This window comes from Enterocloster sp. 210928-DFI.2.20, from assembly GCF_020554465.1.
Classification (GTDB): domain Bacteria; phylum Bacillota; class Clostridia; order Lachnospirales; family Lachnospiraceae; genus Enterocloster; species Enterocloster bolteae.
The window spans coordinates 285891-301553 of record NZ_JAJCHK010000002.1 but is presented as its reverse complement, the minus strand read 5'-3'; the positions used below and the strand labels follow the sequence as shown (position 1 = coordinate 301553).

The following is a 15663-nucleotide window of genomic DNA, read 5'->3' as shown; positions in this document are numbered from 1 at the left end:
CGGTGCCTTTGCTGCGTCATGACTATTCTACATGCCATTCCCAAACGGAACGGTTCAAAAGACTGTAATCCTCAAAGCATACATTGGAGATTTTCTTGTTGTAGGCAACCAGGTCCTTCTGGAAATACAGCCATACAAACGGACACTGTTCCCTGAGCATCATCTGGTACTCATCATAGTATGGCTTCCTGTCCTCAAAGCTGAACTGGTTCAGGCCCTTTCTTCCCACCTCGCCCAGGGACGGATCCTCGTTCTGGGAGAAGTTATTCAGATGGCCCGGAGTCACGTTCATCACGCTCTCGCCCGGGTCGGGTGAACCGCCGGATCCAATCAGCGCAAAATCATACTCGCCCTTTCTTGCGGTGGACAGCAGGGTCGGGTGGTCTGTGGTGATGATTTCCACGTTAATGCCAATCTTTGCAAGGTCCTGCTGAATCATGGGCGCCGATTTCTCGCGCACCTCATTGCCCTTTGACACATTGAGGCGGTAGGTCTTGCTGGTATCAAATCCGGATTCCTCCACCATCTGTTTTGCCTTGTCCACATCATATGGGATGGGAAGAAGTTCTTCATTAAAGTATCTGTGGCTTGGAGCCAGGGGGCCCGGAGCCGGTACGCCTTCGCCCTTCATCAGGTTATTGACCAGGGCGTCGCGGTTAATGGCCATGTTTACTGCCTGGCGCACTTCCTGGGGAATGTTCTTGGTATTGCAGGAAAGATACTGGTAACCCAGGGATTCCACTGCCTCTGTGGTCAGGTTTTCCTGCTGTCCCGCCATATCCCAGTCATTTAACGGGATGTTGCCGATGCCTGCGCCGGCCACAATATCAATCTCTCCGTTCATCAGACCTGACAGAAGGTTGGACGCCGGCACGATTTTAACAACAAAGCGGTCGAATTCAGGAGCGTTGATGTGGTAATCCTTATTAGCCGTGAATTCCACGCGCTCGCCGGATATCTCAGACTCGTAAATGCATGGACCGGAACCAATGGGGGCTTTCCAGAAATCAGCTGCCAGCATGTCTTTCACAGGAATGTCCTCCAGACAGTGCTTTGGCAGGATGTAAAAATCGCGGAACATGATGTCCAGCATATAATCCAGGTTGGTGGGGTCCTTCAGTGTGAACTCTACTGTGTTGGCGTCAATGGCCTTCACGCCGAATTCCTCTCCTTCCACACGGATTCCGTCTTCCGTACCGGCAAAGGGAGCCACCTTGGAACGGCGGGCCACACTGATGTCAGGGTTGGACATGAGTTCTGCGGTGTATACCACGTCGTCAGCCGTCACAGGCTGTCCGTCATGCCACTTGGCGTTTTTGTTCAGGTTAAATGTAATCTTGGTATGGGTCTCATCATCCATGGACCAGGAATCTGCCAGACGGGGTTTAAAGGATCCGTCTGCCTTTACCACAATCAGCTTGTCAAAAATCAGCTCCAGCACGGCGTCCGTGTTGGCATTGGTGGTATTAAAGGGAATCAGGGTGTCCCACGGGGCCGTCATGGCCATGGTCACGATTTTCTGTCCCTGGGAGGCAGTGTTCTCCTGGGCATTGCCGTCTGCGCTGCCTTCCGCCTTGGCGTCCCCGCCTTCGGCTGCTGTTCCTGTTGCGGCAGGGGCCTTGGTATCGCTGGGCGCTGAAGGCGCTGAACAGCCGGACAGTCCCATCATAAGACACAGGGCAAGAGCTGTCATTTTTGTTAAACGTTTTCTCATTACTATATCCTCCTTTTTATTCAAGCCTTTTCGGCATTGATTTTGAACTTATTTTCATGTATCTATTTGATCACCATTTTGGTGTCCAGGGCGTCCCTGGCTCCGTCTCCCAGGAAATTGATACAGAGCACGGTTATCAGCAGGGCCAGGCCGGGCGGAAACCAGAGCCACGGTCTCTGGGAAAGCACGCTGATGGACTGGGCATCATAGAGGATGTTTCCCCAGGATGCCTGGGGCGCCTGGACCCCCATTCCCAAAAAGCTAAGGGCTGATTCCGTAATAATGGCCTGGGCTGCACGGAATGTAAATGAAATGAGCACCGGGGCAAAGGTGTTGGGCAGTATGTATTTTGTCAGGATAGTGCCGTCCTTTGTGCCGATGGCCCTGGCCGCCTCCACGTAATCCTGTTCCCTGGCCGACAGCACATTTCCGTAGATAAGCCTTGCGAACTTAGGCCAGCCCAGGACTCCGATAACAATGGTAACCGTGGCCACAGAGGGCCCCAGTACGGATACCAGCACCAGAATCAGAACCATGGCCGGAAACGACATGAACACATCCGCGCAGCGCATAATCAGTGTCTCGGCAATTCCCCTGTAGTACCCTGCCAGAAGTCCCAGGGGCACACCCACCGCCATACTGATGACTGCGGATATGATACCCACACTTAAGGATACCCGCCCTCCGTAAATGAACCTGGCGAAGATATCCCGCCCGATATCGTCTGTTCCCAGCCAATGAAGGGCGCTGGGCGCGGAACCGAACATCACCTCGTAATCCGATGTATACGGGTCCAGATGCAGTATGTAGGGCAGGGCAATGACCAGTATGATTTCCAGGGTCAGTACAAAAGCGCTTACCATGGCCGGTTTGTGGGCGCAAAAACGCTGGAGCACGTCATGAAAATAAGAATTTGCCGGAATATCCTTTAATCTTTCATCCTGTTTCATGTTCTCACCTTCCTTCTTCTTAGTCATAACGTATCCTTGGATCCAACAGTCCGTACACCAGGTCTACCAGCAGGTTGCCCAATAACACCACAATGGCAATCACCACCGTGATGCCCATGATAACAGGATAATCCCTGGCATTGATGGACTGTACCATCAGACTTCCCAGCCCGGGCCATCCAAATATCTGCTCCGTCACAACCGCCCCTCCTATCAGGAAGGGAATCTGCATGCCGAACCAGGATACCAGCGGAATCCATGCGTTTCTCAAAGCGTGGCGCACCAGCACCGACGGCTCATGAAGCCCCTTTGCCCTGGCCGTGCGGACATAATCGTCCTGGAGCACCTCCAGCATAGAGCCCCTGCACTGGCGTATGAGGCTTCCTATCTGCTGAATGGCCAGAACCACGGCCGGAAGCACCAGATGGTGGAAGAACATGGGCCAGGTCCTGACTCCGGAGGAGTCGTACATGCCGGAGGTAGGAAACAGCTTCACCTTGATGCAGAAGAAATATATCAACACCAGTCCCGCGAAGAAATTCGGCATGGCGGACCCGATAAATGACAGTCCGGAAGAAATATAATCCCAGCCGGAGTAGGGCTTATAAGCCGACATGATTCCCAGGGGCAGGGCAATGATAATGGTCAGGGCCATGGCGCTTCCTGTAAGAATCAGCGTGGGCCCTATCCGCTCCAGAATCATATCCAGCACCTGGCCGTTGGTGCGGATGGACATTCCCATGTTTCCCTGCACCAGCTGCACCAGCCATCTGATATACTGGATGATAACCGGCTGGTCCAGTCCCAGTTCCTTACTCTTCCTTGCCATCTCCTCTGCAGTGGCATAAGGGTCGTTAAACAGGATTTCCAACGGCGAGCTGGGCGCCAGGGAGGCCACCACGTACACCAGAATGGTGATACCCAAGAAGGTAGGGATTGCTGTCAACAGCCGTTTCGCAATGTACCTATAACGTTCCATCTGCATATCCTCCTCATTTCATATTTTAAAAATTCCGTTGCCAAATTTTTTATATTGGCCTATTATAATATTAAAAGCGATTCTCTCTCCCTTCGCTTATCTCAATGCAAAAAGGAGTTATACATGGACAACCAGTCACCGAAACTATCCTTAAAGGACACCGTATACCAGCAGTTAATCGAGCTAATCTGCCAGGGAAAGCTGCTGCCTGACACCCTGTTCACGGAAAACCATATGATATCCTACTTCGGGGTCAGCAAATCCCCTGTCAGGGAAGCCTTAATCCAGCTATGCCATGAAAATGTACTGAAAAGCATTCCCAGATGCGGTTATCAGGTGACTGCCATCAGCAGTAAGAATGTCCGCGATGTGACGGAGCTGCGTCTCTACCTGGAACTGTCCAGCCTCCCCAAGGTCATGGAGAACATCACCACGGCTGACATCGAAGAGCTGAAGCGCCAGAACCAGGTGCGCCTGGTAAATCCGGAAAAAAAGGATTTGTGGATAGCCTGGCGCAACAACTACCAGTTTCACATGACGGTGGTGCGCCTGGCAGGCAACGAGCAGGTGAACAATGCCATGGAGCAGGCCATGACCACCTACCGCCGGGCCTATGCCCAGCTGTACACCCTGAAAAAGGATGTAATTGCTGCCAATAAAGCCAGTTACCACGACTTCTTCGTGTCCAGCCTGGAAAGACACGACGTATTCTCGGCTCATGAGTATCTGAAAAAAGATATCCTGTTTATGGAGGATGAACTGCTGGGGACCGGCATCACCACCTGATGGATGCCGGTTCCGGTTTTACCTCTGCTCCAGCTTTTCCACTGAGTCCACCACGCACCGTATGCGGTCATAGGCGATTTCCGTGGGAAGGGTGCAGTCTGAGCCCACGATAAAGGGTCTTCCCTTCATCTCCTCCAGTACCTCACTGGTATGTTTAAAGATTTCTTCCTCTGTCCCGGTGACCAGGACTCCGTGCCTGTCCGGGAATCCTCCCAGAATAATACTGTCACTGAAAAGCCCGGCGCCCTTTGTCAGGCTGAAATCATTTCCATAAATCCCCCAGTTCACAATGGCCGGGTGCAGATCCTTATAGCGGTTAAAGTCAATATTGCTCTTGCATATGTGCAGCACATTGAAATCCGTTGTCTTTTTGATGTGGTCATACACCATTTTCTCATAGGGGGCCACAAATTCCTCAAACTCTTCATCTGTAAAGAAATTCCGCTCTCCTCCCAGGGCCGCATAGAAGATGCCCTCCGCGCCGGCCTCCAGGGAACAATCCGAAAATTCCATAAGAGTCTCAGCCACGGTCCGGAATACCTTTTTCATCTCAGCCGGACGTTCCCGGCAGAATAAGGTAAGCTGGTATCCCATACTGGTGTAGTTGCCTGCAAAACCTGTCTCATGGAAGGCGGAGGCAATAAGGCCGTGGATGGTGGACATGATGGGATACTCTCCCTTTGCCTTGTCGGCTATCCTCTTGATAATTTCCATCTGGTCCTGGAAGATGGCATCCTTCCTGGAAAATCCCCTGAACTTGCTGATGTCACCCAGCCGCTCAATTTTTGTATTCCCGTCATACAGGATATTTTCATTCATGATTTTCAGGATATCTGTATCCGTGGCCTTCATGAAGTCCAGATGGGCCTCAATGGCTTTCTCACCATGATGCATTTCTTCCGGAAAATGAAGCCAGAATCCCACAGGCGTCCTGTCCACTGGTTTTCCTTCTAATACATTTCTGATACGTTCCCTCTTTGTCATGGTTTCCATTTTGTTACTTCCTTTCCCTTTTTGATGCATGTATATGTATATTATTCTCTCTGTTGATATTATCAATAATATTATCAGTTAGGGTGTATGTCAAGCATTTTTTGTGTTATTTGGCTATTATTAATAAAATAATTCATTAAATTTGTACATTTATTCTATATCTAATATGTTTTATAATATTATCAGCACGGGGTAATTTTTGAATGTGAGAAAGGAAATTTTTATGAATATTTATGACCAGCGCATTGCAAAAGCAAGAAACCGCATGGAGGATGCCGGCATTTCACTGCTGGTCATCACGCCTTCATCTGATCTTATGTACCTTACAGGCTACTCAAAACCAGCCACGGACCGTCTGACCGCCCTGCTCCTAACCGAACACGACTCCTATTTCCTGTGTCCTGCCGTGGAAAAAAACTATTTAAAAGAGGTAGACTGCCAGGCAGCCCCCATTTTCTGGGAAGACAGCGGGGACCCATTTAAAAAAATGTACTCGGTCCTGTCCGCCGCTCCCGGCATATCCAGGAAATCCTGCATAAAAGCAGCTGTGGCAGGCAGAATGCAGAGCAGCTGCCTTATCCGGCTCATGGAACTGTATCCCGGCATTTCATGGAACAATGCAGACAGCGTCCTGGTTCCCCTGAGAAAGAGCAAGACGCCGGAAGAGATTACCATAATCAGGAGAGCACAGGAAATGGCCGAGAGGGCCTTTGCCAGATTGCTGGAGAATGGCCTGGAAGGAAAAACAGAGCGCCAGTTGTCAGAACAGCTGATGAAACTGCGTCTGGAGGAAGGCTTTGACGCAGTGGGCCCCGGCCTCATTGCCTGCGATCCGGGCAGCGCCTCCCCCCATCCCATCCTGTCGGACAACAAGGTACAGGCAGGAGACACGGTAATGTTCGATTTTGGCGGGACCTATAAGGGATATCATGCAGATATGACGAGAACCTGCGCCGTGGGATATGCATCAGATAAATTTAAAGAGGTGTATTCCATTGTTCTGGAAGCCCACTTGGCTGTCCTGAAGGCAGCTGCCCCGGGCACGGCCTGCCGTGATATGGACCTGGCTGGCCGCAGTATCATAGAACGGGCTGGCTATGGGGCATACTTCACCCACAGGCTGGGCCACGGCATAGGGCTGGATATTCATGAACCGCCCTTTGCCTCAGCCAGCGAAGAAGGTGTATTGGAAACCGGAAATGTAATCTCCAATGAGCCAGGCATCTACCTGCCTGGACAGTTTGGCATACGTATAGAGGATTTAATCGTGATAACGGAAAAAGGCTGTGAATCCCTTAATACCATGACAAAGGAACTGATGATTGTTTAGAAGGATGGCCGGAAATCCGTATGAATGGCCGGAGGCAGGTACGGATGCCAGGGCTATTGGGCATTACTGCCCTCTCTTCCACTTCTTGATTTCCTCCAGCCTGCTTTTTACAGGTTCCTCCGCGCCCTGGTCCGTAGGATGATAATATTCCCTTCCGGCCAGGGAGTCCGGCAGGCACTGCATCCGGGCTATCTTTTCCTCTGTATCATGGGCATACACGTAGCCGTCGCCATAATGCAGATCTTTCATGAGTCCGGTAGGAGCATTGCGAATGGTAAGGGGCACCGGCTCAGCCAGCATGTTCTGGGCGTCAGCCCTGGCGGATTCATAGGCCATATAGGCAGAATTGGATTTAGGCGCCATGGACAGGTAAATCACGGTATGGCTCAGATGTACATTACACTCAGGCATTCCCAGAAAATGACATGCCTGGTAAGCAGACACTGCCAGCGTCAGAGCCTGGCTGTCCGCCATTCCTATGTCCTCGCTGGCAAAGCGGACCAGCCTGCGGGCGACATACAGCGGGTCCTCCCCTGCTTCCAGCATACGCGCCAGCCAGTATACGGCTGCGTCCGGGTCGGAATTGCGCATGGACTTGTGGAGCGCGGATATAAGGTTGTAGTGTTCTTCCCCTTTCTTATCGTACAGAAGGCTCTTTTTCCCGATGCACTGCTTCAGCACATCCTCTGTGACCGTGGTCTTATCCGGACTGATTACCCCGTTTGTCACTGCCATTTCCAGGGTATTCAAAGCCGTCCTGGCATCCCCGTTGGCAAACCCGGCAATCATAGCAATCATAGGGTCTGTGATCTCCACATTCAGATAACCCAGCCCTTTAGGACTCTTAAGCGCTGTCTTTATAAGGCGGGCCAGGTCATTCTCCGTCAATGCCTGGAGCACAAAGACCCTGCACCGTGACAGGAGAGCGCTGTTGATCTCAAAGGAAGGATTCTCCGTGGTGGCCCCAATCAGAATGATGCTTCCCTTTTCAACATATGGGAGAAACGCGTCCTGCTGTGCCTTGTTGAAGCGGTGTATCTCGTCCACAAATAAAAGGGTCTTAATTCCCATCCTCCGGCTGTTCTCAGCCTGGACCATGACCTCCTTGATTTCCTTTATGCCGCTGGTAACAGCACTGAAATTAATGAACTGGGCATTGGTCCGCTTTGCTATGATTCCCGCCAGGGTGGTTTTGCCCACACCGGGAGGCCCCCAGAAAATCATGGATGGAATCTTATCCTGCTCAATGAGCTGGCGCAGCAGCTTCCCCTTTCCCAAAAGATGCTCCTGTCCCACAAATCCGTCCAGGTCTTCCGGGCGCAGCCTGCTGGCCAGAGGATTGTATACTTCTCTGTCATCGAATAATGACATCTGTTCCATGGCTTTTTATCTCTCCTTTCAGAAATGGATCTGTATGATTACTAAGAAACCGGATATTCTCATGTTCTAGTTTATCTTACTGTGATTTTGCCGTATACGGGCAAAAAGCTGGAATTGTATTATCACAGACGGCAAAGCATACTATATTCTTCCCCTTTTTCATCCACAATTTCAAATCCTGTTTTTTGATACATGTTCACAGCATAATTTGCTTTTTGTACGGAAAGTGACGCCTGCTTATATCCTCTGTCTTTCAGAATACGGAGCATTTCTTTCATTAAAGCTGTACCTATTCCCAATCCACGGTAATCTTTATACAGGGAAACTGCAATAGACGGAGTGGCATTATCTATATGTCCGTAATCATTCATAATACGTACCCAAACAGCGCCCACAGCCTTTTTATTAACCTCTGCAACCAAACCAATATCGTCTTTTTTCGTCCCGAAGCCGGTTATATATATCTGCAATTCCGGCTGACTGATAATGGATTTGGGCGGTGCAGGCACTCCCTCCGGCACAAAGACAGCCTGGTACAAAAAATCTTGAAGCAGGCTTTCTTCTCCCTCTGATATTGTTCTGATTTTGTAGTCCATAACCGCCTCCTGCAGTTTTCAATTAACAGAGGAATTCGCCCTCTCCATAACCTGGAATTTCTTTCACTATTTCTTTTTCTTGTTCATTACAATAGCTATTGTAATCGCTATAACAGCACAAATAATAATTAACCAAAAATTTGGATGCATATCTTTATCTCCTCTGCAACTGCTGATATGCCGGGTAATCTGCCCAAGTCAGGCAAACAAATAACTTGCATATAACTTGCTTTTTTCATTCTAATCTTAGCGCATGGAAATGTCAAACAGCTCATTTCGTTTCACTGCTTCACGCTACTGTCCATATTCTGTCTGCTGACTTGGGCACCATTATGGCACTCAATTTACCTTTTCCGGATTGGTTTTCACCTAATGATTGTGCCAATCCCTGAAGGCAAATTCCTCATCCATTTCATCATATGCGCATTCCAGCAAATCAGATCCCCATCCGTCTGAAAACTGAAATGCCATGAACCGCCCCTGCAATGATAAGCCTTCCGGAATCATGGTCTTAACCAACCCTTCAAAGTTGAACATGGGAAACAATTCCCTAAGCCTTTCTTCCACATCTGTTTTATCCACGGTTCCATTATTGGGTACGCAGTCGAATTCATCAGCCCACTGGAAAACTTCGGCTGTTTCTTTTGAGTATACTTCTTTTTCCTGGAACTCCCCGCCTCCATTTTTCATACGCCCCGGTATAACCGCTTGTTCTATCTCCCAAAATGGATATCCGCTGCCTGTTAAGTCACTGAAAAGCCGATATAATATACAATCATTAATTTGCTTTTCATTCTCCCTGATTTCCTTTTCCTTTTGATTGTAGTACGCGGTAAGACCTCTGGCTATTCCGCCACTGTCTGCTGTCTCAGATTTAAGATAGGGAAACAGCGGCTTGTACCAAAAGGAGTCCTCATCCTGCAATTCTTTCATGATTTCCTCTAACGTATCGTTAATCATGATATTCTCATCCCCAAAATCCTCATTTACATAGTTTCCTGCTATTCCTATGGAAAAGCTGCCCTTAACAAGAAAGCGTTTGTCTCTATAGATTATTTCAATCATATATGTGTTACTCCTTTGTTTATGTTGGTGTTTTTGGGGGCGGATGTTATTTGCAGAGGGGGGGATGTGCTTAACGGATTCCCTGTTGACCGGGATACTGTTAATATGTTCTTTTAACTGATGTTTTGCGAATTCTCAATATATAATTATGGCTGCTTTCAATGCATTAGGTACGCGGGGCGCAATTTTCCTTTTGCATTAATTTAGGGGCTTACAGGTATCTTTTGGTCTGCAAGGCTCTCGCGAACCTCGACTATATGACGTTGATACAAGCGACATCATTTCATTATTTCAATCCACAAGGCTCTCGCGAGCCTCGACCCGGAACGATAAATGTGATTTTTGATGAAAGCTTATTTCAATCCACAAGGCTCTCGCGAGCCTCGACCGCTTAACCGGTAATTCTTTATTTGTAAGATGCAATTTCAATCCACAAGGCTCTCGCGAGCCTCGACTGGGAGACTTAAACTTTAACCGCCGATATTTGATATTTCAATCCACAAGGCTCTCGCGAGCCTCGACGGACAGGGGAGGACCCTGCCCAGCCTGTGCAAATATTTCAATCCACAAGGCTTTCGCGAGCCTCGACGAAAAAGTTTAAGGCCATAGTTAGACAACTACTATTTCAATCCACAAGGCTCTCGCGAGCCTCGACCAAGGATTGATACAGTAATGCGTAAATACATAGATTTCAATCCACAAGGCTCTCGCGAGCCTCGACTTCTCGTCCACCTTCACTTGCCCCTATTAAGTCAAATTTCAATCCACAAGGCTCTCGCGAGCCTCGACGATTCAACCAGTGACACAAATGTAACAGATAATATTTCAATCCACAAGGCTCTCGCGAGCCTCGACCAGTCAAGGGGCATGATAGATGTGGATGACGGGATTTCAATCCACAAGGCTCTCGCGAGCCTCGACCCCTGCTGGGGTGGTTTTAACCATCCCAGAGGTGATTTCAATCCACAAGGCTCTCGCGAGCCTCGACGGTTTTAGGCCCAGTATTTTTGCAGTGCGGAAGAATTTCAATCCACAAGGCTCTCGCGAGCCTCGACGGCAAAAAGTGGCATGTCTCAAGGTCAACTTGCATTTCAATCCACAAGGCTCTCGCGAGCCTCGACCTCGTGGGAGCTTGAGACCGTGTCGGCTCCATTCGTATTTCAATCCACAAGGCTCTCGCGAGCCTCGACTTATCATCCGGGACATACCGGGCAATAGTATCATATTTCAATCCACAAGGCTCTCGCGAGCCTCGACAGCAAAATTATCCAAACCTGCGCCACATCCCCCCTAACATTTTATGCATTATGCTCTTCTCTCCCCAGTTCAACCAATTCAGTCCATTCACCCAGCCCGCTTTCACGGCCTTTTCCTCTGTTTTTCAGGTGCGAATCTCCCAGGCATTTCATGTCAGCTTGGCATTCGTACCTGGTTTGAAGGGCTCCCAACTCACAGAAACCAACTCTACTTATATATTACATAATCCTTCATTTCCCGCATATATCCTGCATGCTGCAAAGCCTCTGCCGCCTCCGCCGGATACTCTTTCAATACAAGCCTCTTTTGTTCCGGATATATGGCTCCCTGCTTGAACGCACGGACAAATTCCGCCATCACTTCCTTCATATCTTCGGCATCGCAAATACGCAGTACTCTGCCCTGACGTTCCATTACAGCAGCCAGCTTTCCCGCCTTCAGGGCCACCGCTGTTCCGGCCACTGCCAGAAATCCACATTTTTCAGGTAGTTCCAGAACTTTTCCCCACACCAGGGCCGGATCTGTTCCGTTTAACCATACCGTATGGTCATCCGGCTCCCTCAATGCGCCGGTCACGGCATCATAATCCTCTCCGCAGACAAATTGGGCTCCCGACATCCCCTCTACAAAATAACCTCTGCGGATGCGGCCTGTATATTCCCAGATACGAAGAATTTCCAATGCCTGGGCCCAGCTCCACTCCCATTTTTTTCCATCTTCTCCGGTCTGGACATAGGGCGAGTCTGACACAGCCTGTACAGACTTTCTAAAAGTCTCACGGCACAGAATCATATTTTCATCAAAAAACTGCTCCAGCCATTCCTCCGGTCCATATTTTCTTACCGGCCTTACTATATCCCACCGCCCAGCTGACAGTGCCATGACCCTGGTATTCACACGTTGTCTCACAGCAGCTTTCTTTACCTTGTCCTGATTCTGCCATTGCCTTACAGGCACAAAACTGTCTGCACATACCAGGCCCTTTTCAGCCAGACTTAACAATACTTCCTGGGCGCTGCCTTCCTTTGGTATTTTTGTAAGGAATTTAAGAAAACTGGCTCCTCTGCGCTTTAGCTCCTGGTACATGAGAAGCTCATCGCCCTTAAGCCCTGCTGTCTCTGCCCCGGCAGATGCCTCCCAGTCTATATCCTCATAGCTGCAAAAACAAAGGGTTCCTTCCGGCGACATTCTCCAGAAATAGTCCCCCTGGGCCAGCAGCCGGTCCAGAAGACTGGCTCCATACCGCTCCACCCGCCTGGCAAAGTACACATTTTCCCAAAAGCGTACAGGGCATGGCTTTCTGCATCCTTTTTCCACGGCTTCCCTTAACTGTTCTTCTGCCGTGGAATGTGTCACTGCCCTGGCTGCCATCAGCGCGGCGTAATGAGATGCGGGCTGCGTGGCTGCCTGACTGCGCAGGCTGCGTATATGGCCTTCCCTGGCCCTCTCATAGAGCTTTTCGTGATAGTATACGCCCTGGTCCTCCACTGCTTTTTTGCAGCGGCATAGTTTATCTAAAAGCGCCTCTGTCATCTCCTCAGACAGAAAATACCGTTCCCTTACATCCACCGCAGTCTGACCGCCGCGGTAATAGAGCATGCGCCGGACAATGTGCATTGCGGCTTCCTCATCCTGCTGCTGCAATGCCCTCATATATTCGTCCTCATGTTCTGCCGCTATCCATATTCCCGGCTCCACATAACAGGCCAGTCCCTGCCGGGCCAGGGCCTCCAGCCAGTCAGCAGGTATATCCAGCTCTCCTGCCTCCAAATCTCCCTCCATCATGAGAAGCGAATGGAGCTCCTCCTCATTTTCCGGCATTTTTCTCCGTGACCATCCCCTGGACAGTTCCTCTGGTGTGGGCTTAAGCAATGCTTTTTTCAAATCTTCCTGCACGGTCTGGCGGATTTTAGGCGTCACCGGTGAGTACTCATACATCTCTTCTGCCTCTGCCTGCCACTGGAAGGGCAGAGACATGGGAGAAGGGACATCCAGCCAGATTTCTCTGACCGTAATGAAGCCGGAACGGATCCTGGCCAGTATCTCCATCACTCCGCTGATATCCCACTGGTGTTCCAGACATTCCCGTTTTGTCTCACGAATCAGCGGATGGTCCGGCTGGTCCATCAGGGAGCTTAACATTTCCGTGCTCTTAAGACGCTGCATCCAAAGCGGCTGGCGCCCGTTCCGTTTCATGCCCATCATCAGGGCGCGGGCAGCATTGTAGCGGAATGTCATGCCGAACAGAGGCGTATCAGGCAGGATTGCTTCCAGCACCGGCCGTACCTGGTCCGGGTTGATTTGGAATAAAAGTCCTTCCGGCAATTGCTCCCTGCCATATGGATACAGAAGGAAGCCATCCTCCTCATCCACACTCCCCACATCCATCCCCATGGTATTGCGTATCATATGACGCAGGACCAGGGACAGCGGACCATTTACCCGTCTTCCAAACAGAGCATGGACCATGACCTGGTGGCTTCCTGTACTGTCCTTAAAATGCTCCACCACTATGGTTCTGTCATCAGGCAGTCCTTCTGTGGCCTGAATCTGACGTGTTATAAATCCGGACGCATGGACCGACGCAGACTCGTCTAATCCCAGTTTCTCCAGAGCTTTTTCCAGCTCTCCCTCACGGCATGCCTTCTCCAGCTCTCCTAATATACGGCCAAAGGCAAGACTGGTTCTAAGATCTCTTCCCTTTGTCTCCCCTTTCCAGAATGGAAGTCTGGCGCCTTCGGCCGGGGCCTGGGTCACGATAACAGAGTCCTTATCCTGACGGACCACACGCCAGCCAAAGGACCCCAGCATGAACCGGTCCCCGATCCTGGATTCATAGACAAATTCCTCATCCAGCTCTCCTAACTTCACCCCGTCCTCTGTTTTGGCTGCGTACATCCCTTTGTCGGGTATGGTCCCTCCCGCTGCCGTGGCCAGCATACGGCTGTAAACATCCCCAGCCACCCGGCCGTGAATCCGGTCATACAAAATCCTCGGACGCACCGGTATCTCCCGGCTGTGTTCGTAATCTCCTGCCAGCATGGCAAGGACGTCCTCCACATCCTTCCTGGTCACCTGGTAAAACGGATACGACCGCTCCAGCACATCCATCACATCATCTATGCTGTAGCTCTCTCCCGAAGCCATGGAAACCAAATGCTGGGCCAGTACATCCAGACACATGCGCGGAGGATTGGCCCGTTCCACGCCTCCACGGCGGGCCACTTGTGCGGTCATGCCGCAGTATACTGATTCGGGCGCAGTCCTGGGATACATATACATGACGCTGACCCGGCCCGGATTATGGCCGGCCCGGCCCAGGCGCTGCATGGTGCTGGAAATGGTGCGGGGGCATCCGACCTGCAGAACCTGCTCCACATCCCCCACGTCAATGCCCAGTTCCATGGACGACGTGGCACATAACAGTCTCAGCCTCCCCTCTCTTAAATCCCGTTCCACCTCATCCCTCTGTTCCTTTGACAGACTTCCGTGGTGGACTCTGGCAAACCCGTCCCCGCCCAACAGATTTACATAGTATGCCAGCTTTTCCACATAACGCCTTCCTTCGGAAAATGCAATTACACTCTTACAGCTTAAGCACTGGCGGTATACTGCCATTCCCAGCTCTTCCCATACCGGATCCTTCCGCCTTCCCACAGCAGGGGCCGTACCAATAACCTGTATATCCACCTGTTTATCCATGGAAGGTGCACAGATAACGGCCGGTTCCGGGGACAGGTAGGCGGCCGCAAGCTCCAACGGCTCAATGGTGGCTGACAGGCCAATTCTCTGAAGCCTGCGACCGCAAAGTTTATCCAGCCTGGCCACTGACAGCATCAGATGCGCCCCCCTCTTGGTGTCTATGAGGGCGTGAATCTCGTCCAAAATAATTGCTTTTGCAGTCTTTAACACCTGTCGGCCGGATTTGGATGTCAGCATGAGATAAAGGGATTCCGGAGTGATAATCAGGATGTGGGGCGGATGCTTTACCATCCTCTGGCGCTCTTTCTGAGGCGTGTCCCCGGTACGGATGGCGGTCTGAATCTGCCCTATGGATGGATTACCCGGTCTGCTTTCCGCTTTGCTTTCCCCGGGAGCTTCCGCTCCGATCCCCTCCAAAGGTTTGCGTAAATTTTCCCTGATGTCCCCCGCCAGAGACTTAAGGGGAGACACATATATCACATACAGCTCCTCCTTAAGTTCCCCCCTCTCAGCCAGTCCGCCCAACTGGTCTATGAACACCAGGAAAGCTGAAAGGGTCTTTCCTGTACCGGTTGGAGCGCTTACCAGCACGTGCTTTCCGTCAGCAATGGCGGGCCATGCTTCTCTCTGTATTTTGGTGGGTTCTCCAAATGTTTTCCTAAACCAGCTTTCAGTGGCTGGCAGGAATTGTTTAAGGGTATCCTCTTGCATAAGCTCCTCCATGCGGGCAGTTGTGTGTCATTCCTGTTGTCCGGATTATGTTCCGTAAAACTACAGGTATTTATATTATTATATCATTGCACTGTTTTGCCTGTCTATGACTGACATGGCAGAACTGCCTTTCTGAAAGGTCCTTTCCGGTCTTTCATTTGCAGCAGTTCCGGCGCCGCCTGTTTCCTTAACCCTAATCT

General features: G+C 50.5%; 10 protein-coding genes and 1 CRISPR repeat array. Of the genes, 2 read left to right on the top strand and 8 right to left on the bottom strand.

Annotated features, from left to right (window positions below; genetic code table 11):
- Window positions 1–22: 22 nt before the first annotated feature.
- The 3 genes from LI015_RS04110 to LI015_RS04100 all read right to left on the bottom strand — a co-directional run bounded on the left by LI015_RS04110 (window position 23) and on the right by LI015_RS04100 (window position 3643).
- Window positions 23–1714 carry a peptide ABC transporter substrate-binding protein gene (locus tag LI015_RS04110; protein ID WP_002572052.1) on the bottom strand — a complete coding sequence of 564 codons (1692 nt, stop codon included), beginning with the start codon at window positions 1712–1714 and terminating at the stop codon, window positions 23–25.
- A 62-nt stretch (window positions 1715–1776) separates the two neighbouring features.
- A complete protein-coding gene (locus tag LI015_RS04105; RefSeq protein ID WP_002568494.1) occupies window positions 1777–2691 on the bottom strand; it encodes an ABC transporter permease in 915 nt (304 codons plus the stop codon).
- On the bottom strand, window positions 2684–3643 hold the full coding sequence (locus LI015_RS04100) for an ABC transporter permease (protein ID WP_002572050.1): 960 nt from the start codon (window positions 3641–3643) through the stop codon (window positions 2684–2686). Before LI015_RS04100 ends, LI015_RS04105 begins: the two co-directional genes overlap by 8 nt.
- A gap of 123 nt (window positions 3644–3766) precedes the next feature.
- On the opposite strand from LI015_RS04100, the gene LI015_RS04095 reads away from it, so the two are divergent.
- Complete coding sequence (locus LI015_RS04095) at window positions 3767–4429, top strand: GntR family transcriptional regulator (protein WP_002568496.1); 663 nt, start codon at window positions 3767–3769, stop codon at window positions 4427–4429.
- Between the two features lie 18 nt (window positions 4430–4447).
- On the opposite strand, the gene LI015_RS04090 is transcribed toward LI015_RS04095, so the two are convergent.
- Window positions 4448–5422 carry a uroporphyrinogen decarboxylase family protein gene (locus LI015_RS04090; protein ID WP_002568497.1) on the bottom strand — a complete coding sequence of 325 codons (975 nt, stop codon included), beginning with the start codon at window positions 5420–5422 and terminating at the stop codon, window positions 4448–4450.
- Window positions 5423–5645: 223 nt separating this feature from the next.
- Here LI015_RS04090 and LI015_RS04085 point away from each other — a divergent pair, with 223 nt between their 5' ends.
- Window positions 5646–6752, top strand: a complete 1107-nt coding sequence (locus LI015_RS04085; protein WP_227124202.1) for a M24 family metallopeptidase — start codon at window positions 5646–5648, stop codon at window positions 6750–6752.
- 63 nt (window positions 6753–6815) lie between these two features.
- Here LI015_RS04085 and LI015_RS04080 read toward each other — a convergent pair whose 3' ends face one another.
- The 4 genes from LI015_RS04080 to LI015_RS04065 form a co-directional block, all read right to left on the bottom strand.
- Window positions 6816–8132 (bottom strand): replication-associated recombination protein A, encoded by a 1317-nt coding sequence (locus tag LI015_RS04080; protein ID WP_227124201.1) that lies wholly within the window; start codon window positions 8130–8132, stop codon window positions 6816–6818.
- Window positions 8133–8254: 122 nt separating this feature from the next.
- The gene (locus tag LI015_RS04075; protein WP_002568500.1) at window positions 8255–8728 is read right to left on the bottom strand and encodes a GNAT family N-acetyltransferase; all 474 of its coding nucleotides are present in this window, start codon (window positions 8726–8728) and stop codon (window positions 8255–8257) included.
- Between the two features lie 369 nt (window positions 8729–9097).
- Window positions 9098–9793, bottom strand: coding sequence for a hypothetical protein (locus tag LI015_RS04070; protein ID WP_227124200.1), 696 nt, complete (start codon window positions 9791–9793; stop codon window positions 9098–9100).
- Between the two features lie 288 nt (window positions 9794–10081).
- A CRISPR array of direct repeats spans window positions 10082–11050; the repeat unit is 33 nt; unit sequence ATTTCAATCCACAAGGCTCTCGCGAGCCTCGAC.
- 207 nt (window positions 11051–11257) lie between these two features.
- On the bottom strand, window positions 11258–15463 hold the full coding sequence (locus LI015_RS04065) for a DEAD/DEAH box helicase (RefSeq protein ID WP_227124199.1): 4206 nt from the start codon (window positions 15461–15463) through the stop codon (window positions 11258–11260).
- Window positions 15464–15663 lie beyond the last annotated feature (200 nt).

Coding starts and splice junctions, on each gene's coding strand:
- LI015_RS04080 (WP_227124201.1), bottom strand. CDS start 8,132: ATGGAACAGATGTCATTATTCGATGACAGAGAAGTATACAATCCTCTG.
- LI015_RS04100 (WP_002572050.1), bottom strand. CDS start 3,643: ATGGAACGTTATAGGTACATTGCGAAACGGCTGTTGACAGCAATCCCT.
- LI015_RS04105 (WP_002568494.1), bottom strand. CDS start 2,691: ATGACTAAGAAGAAGGAAGGTGAGAACATGAAACAGGATGAAAGATTA.
- LI015_RS04090 (WP_002568497.1), bottom strand. CDS start 5,422: ATGGAAACCATGACAAAGAGGGAACGTATCAGAAATGTATTAGAAGGA.
- LI015_RS04070 (WP_227124200.1), bottom strand. CDS start 9,793: ATGATTGAAATAATCTATAGAGACAAACGCTTTCTTGTTAAGGGCAGC.
- LI015_RS04085 (WP_227124202.1), top strand. CDS start 5,646: ATGAATATTTATGACCAGCGCATTGCAAAAGCAAGAAACCGCATGGAG.
- LI015_RS04065 (WP_227124199.1), bottom strand. CDS start 15,463: ATGCAAGAGGATACCCTTAAACAATTCCTGCCAGCCACTGAAAGCTGG.
- LI015_RS04095 (WP_002568496.1), top strand. CDS start 3,767: ATGGACAACCAGTCACCGAAACTATCCTTAAAGGACACCGTATACCAG.
- LI015_RS04110 (WP_002572052.1), bottom strand. CDS start 1,714: ATGAGAAAACGTTTAACAAAAATGACAGCTCTTGCCCTGTGTCTTATG.
- LI015_RS04075 (WP_002568500.1), bottom strand. CDS start 8,728: ATGGACTACAAAATCAGAACAATATCAGAGGGAGAAGAAAGCCTGCTT.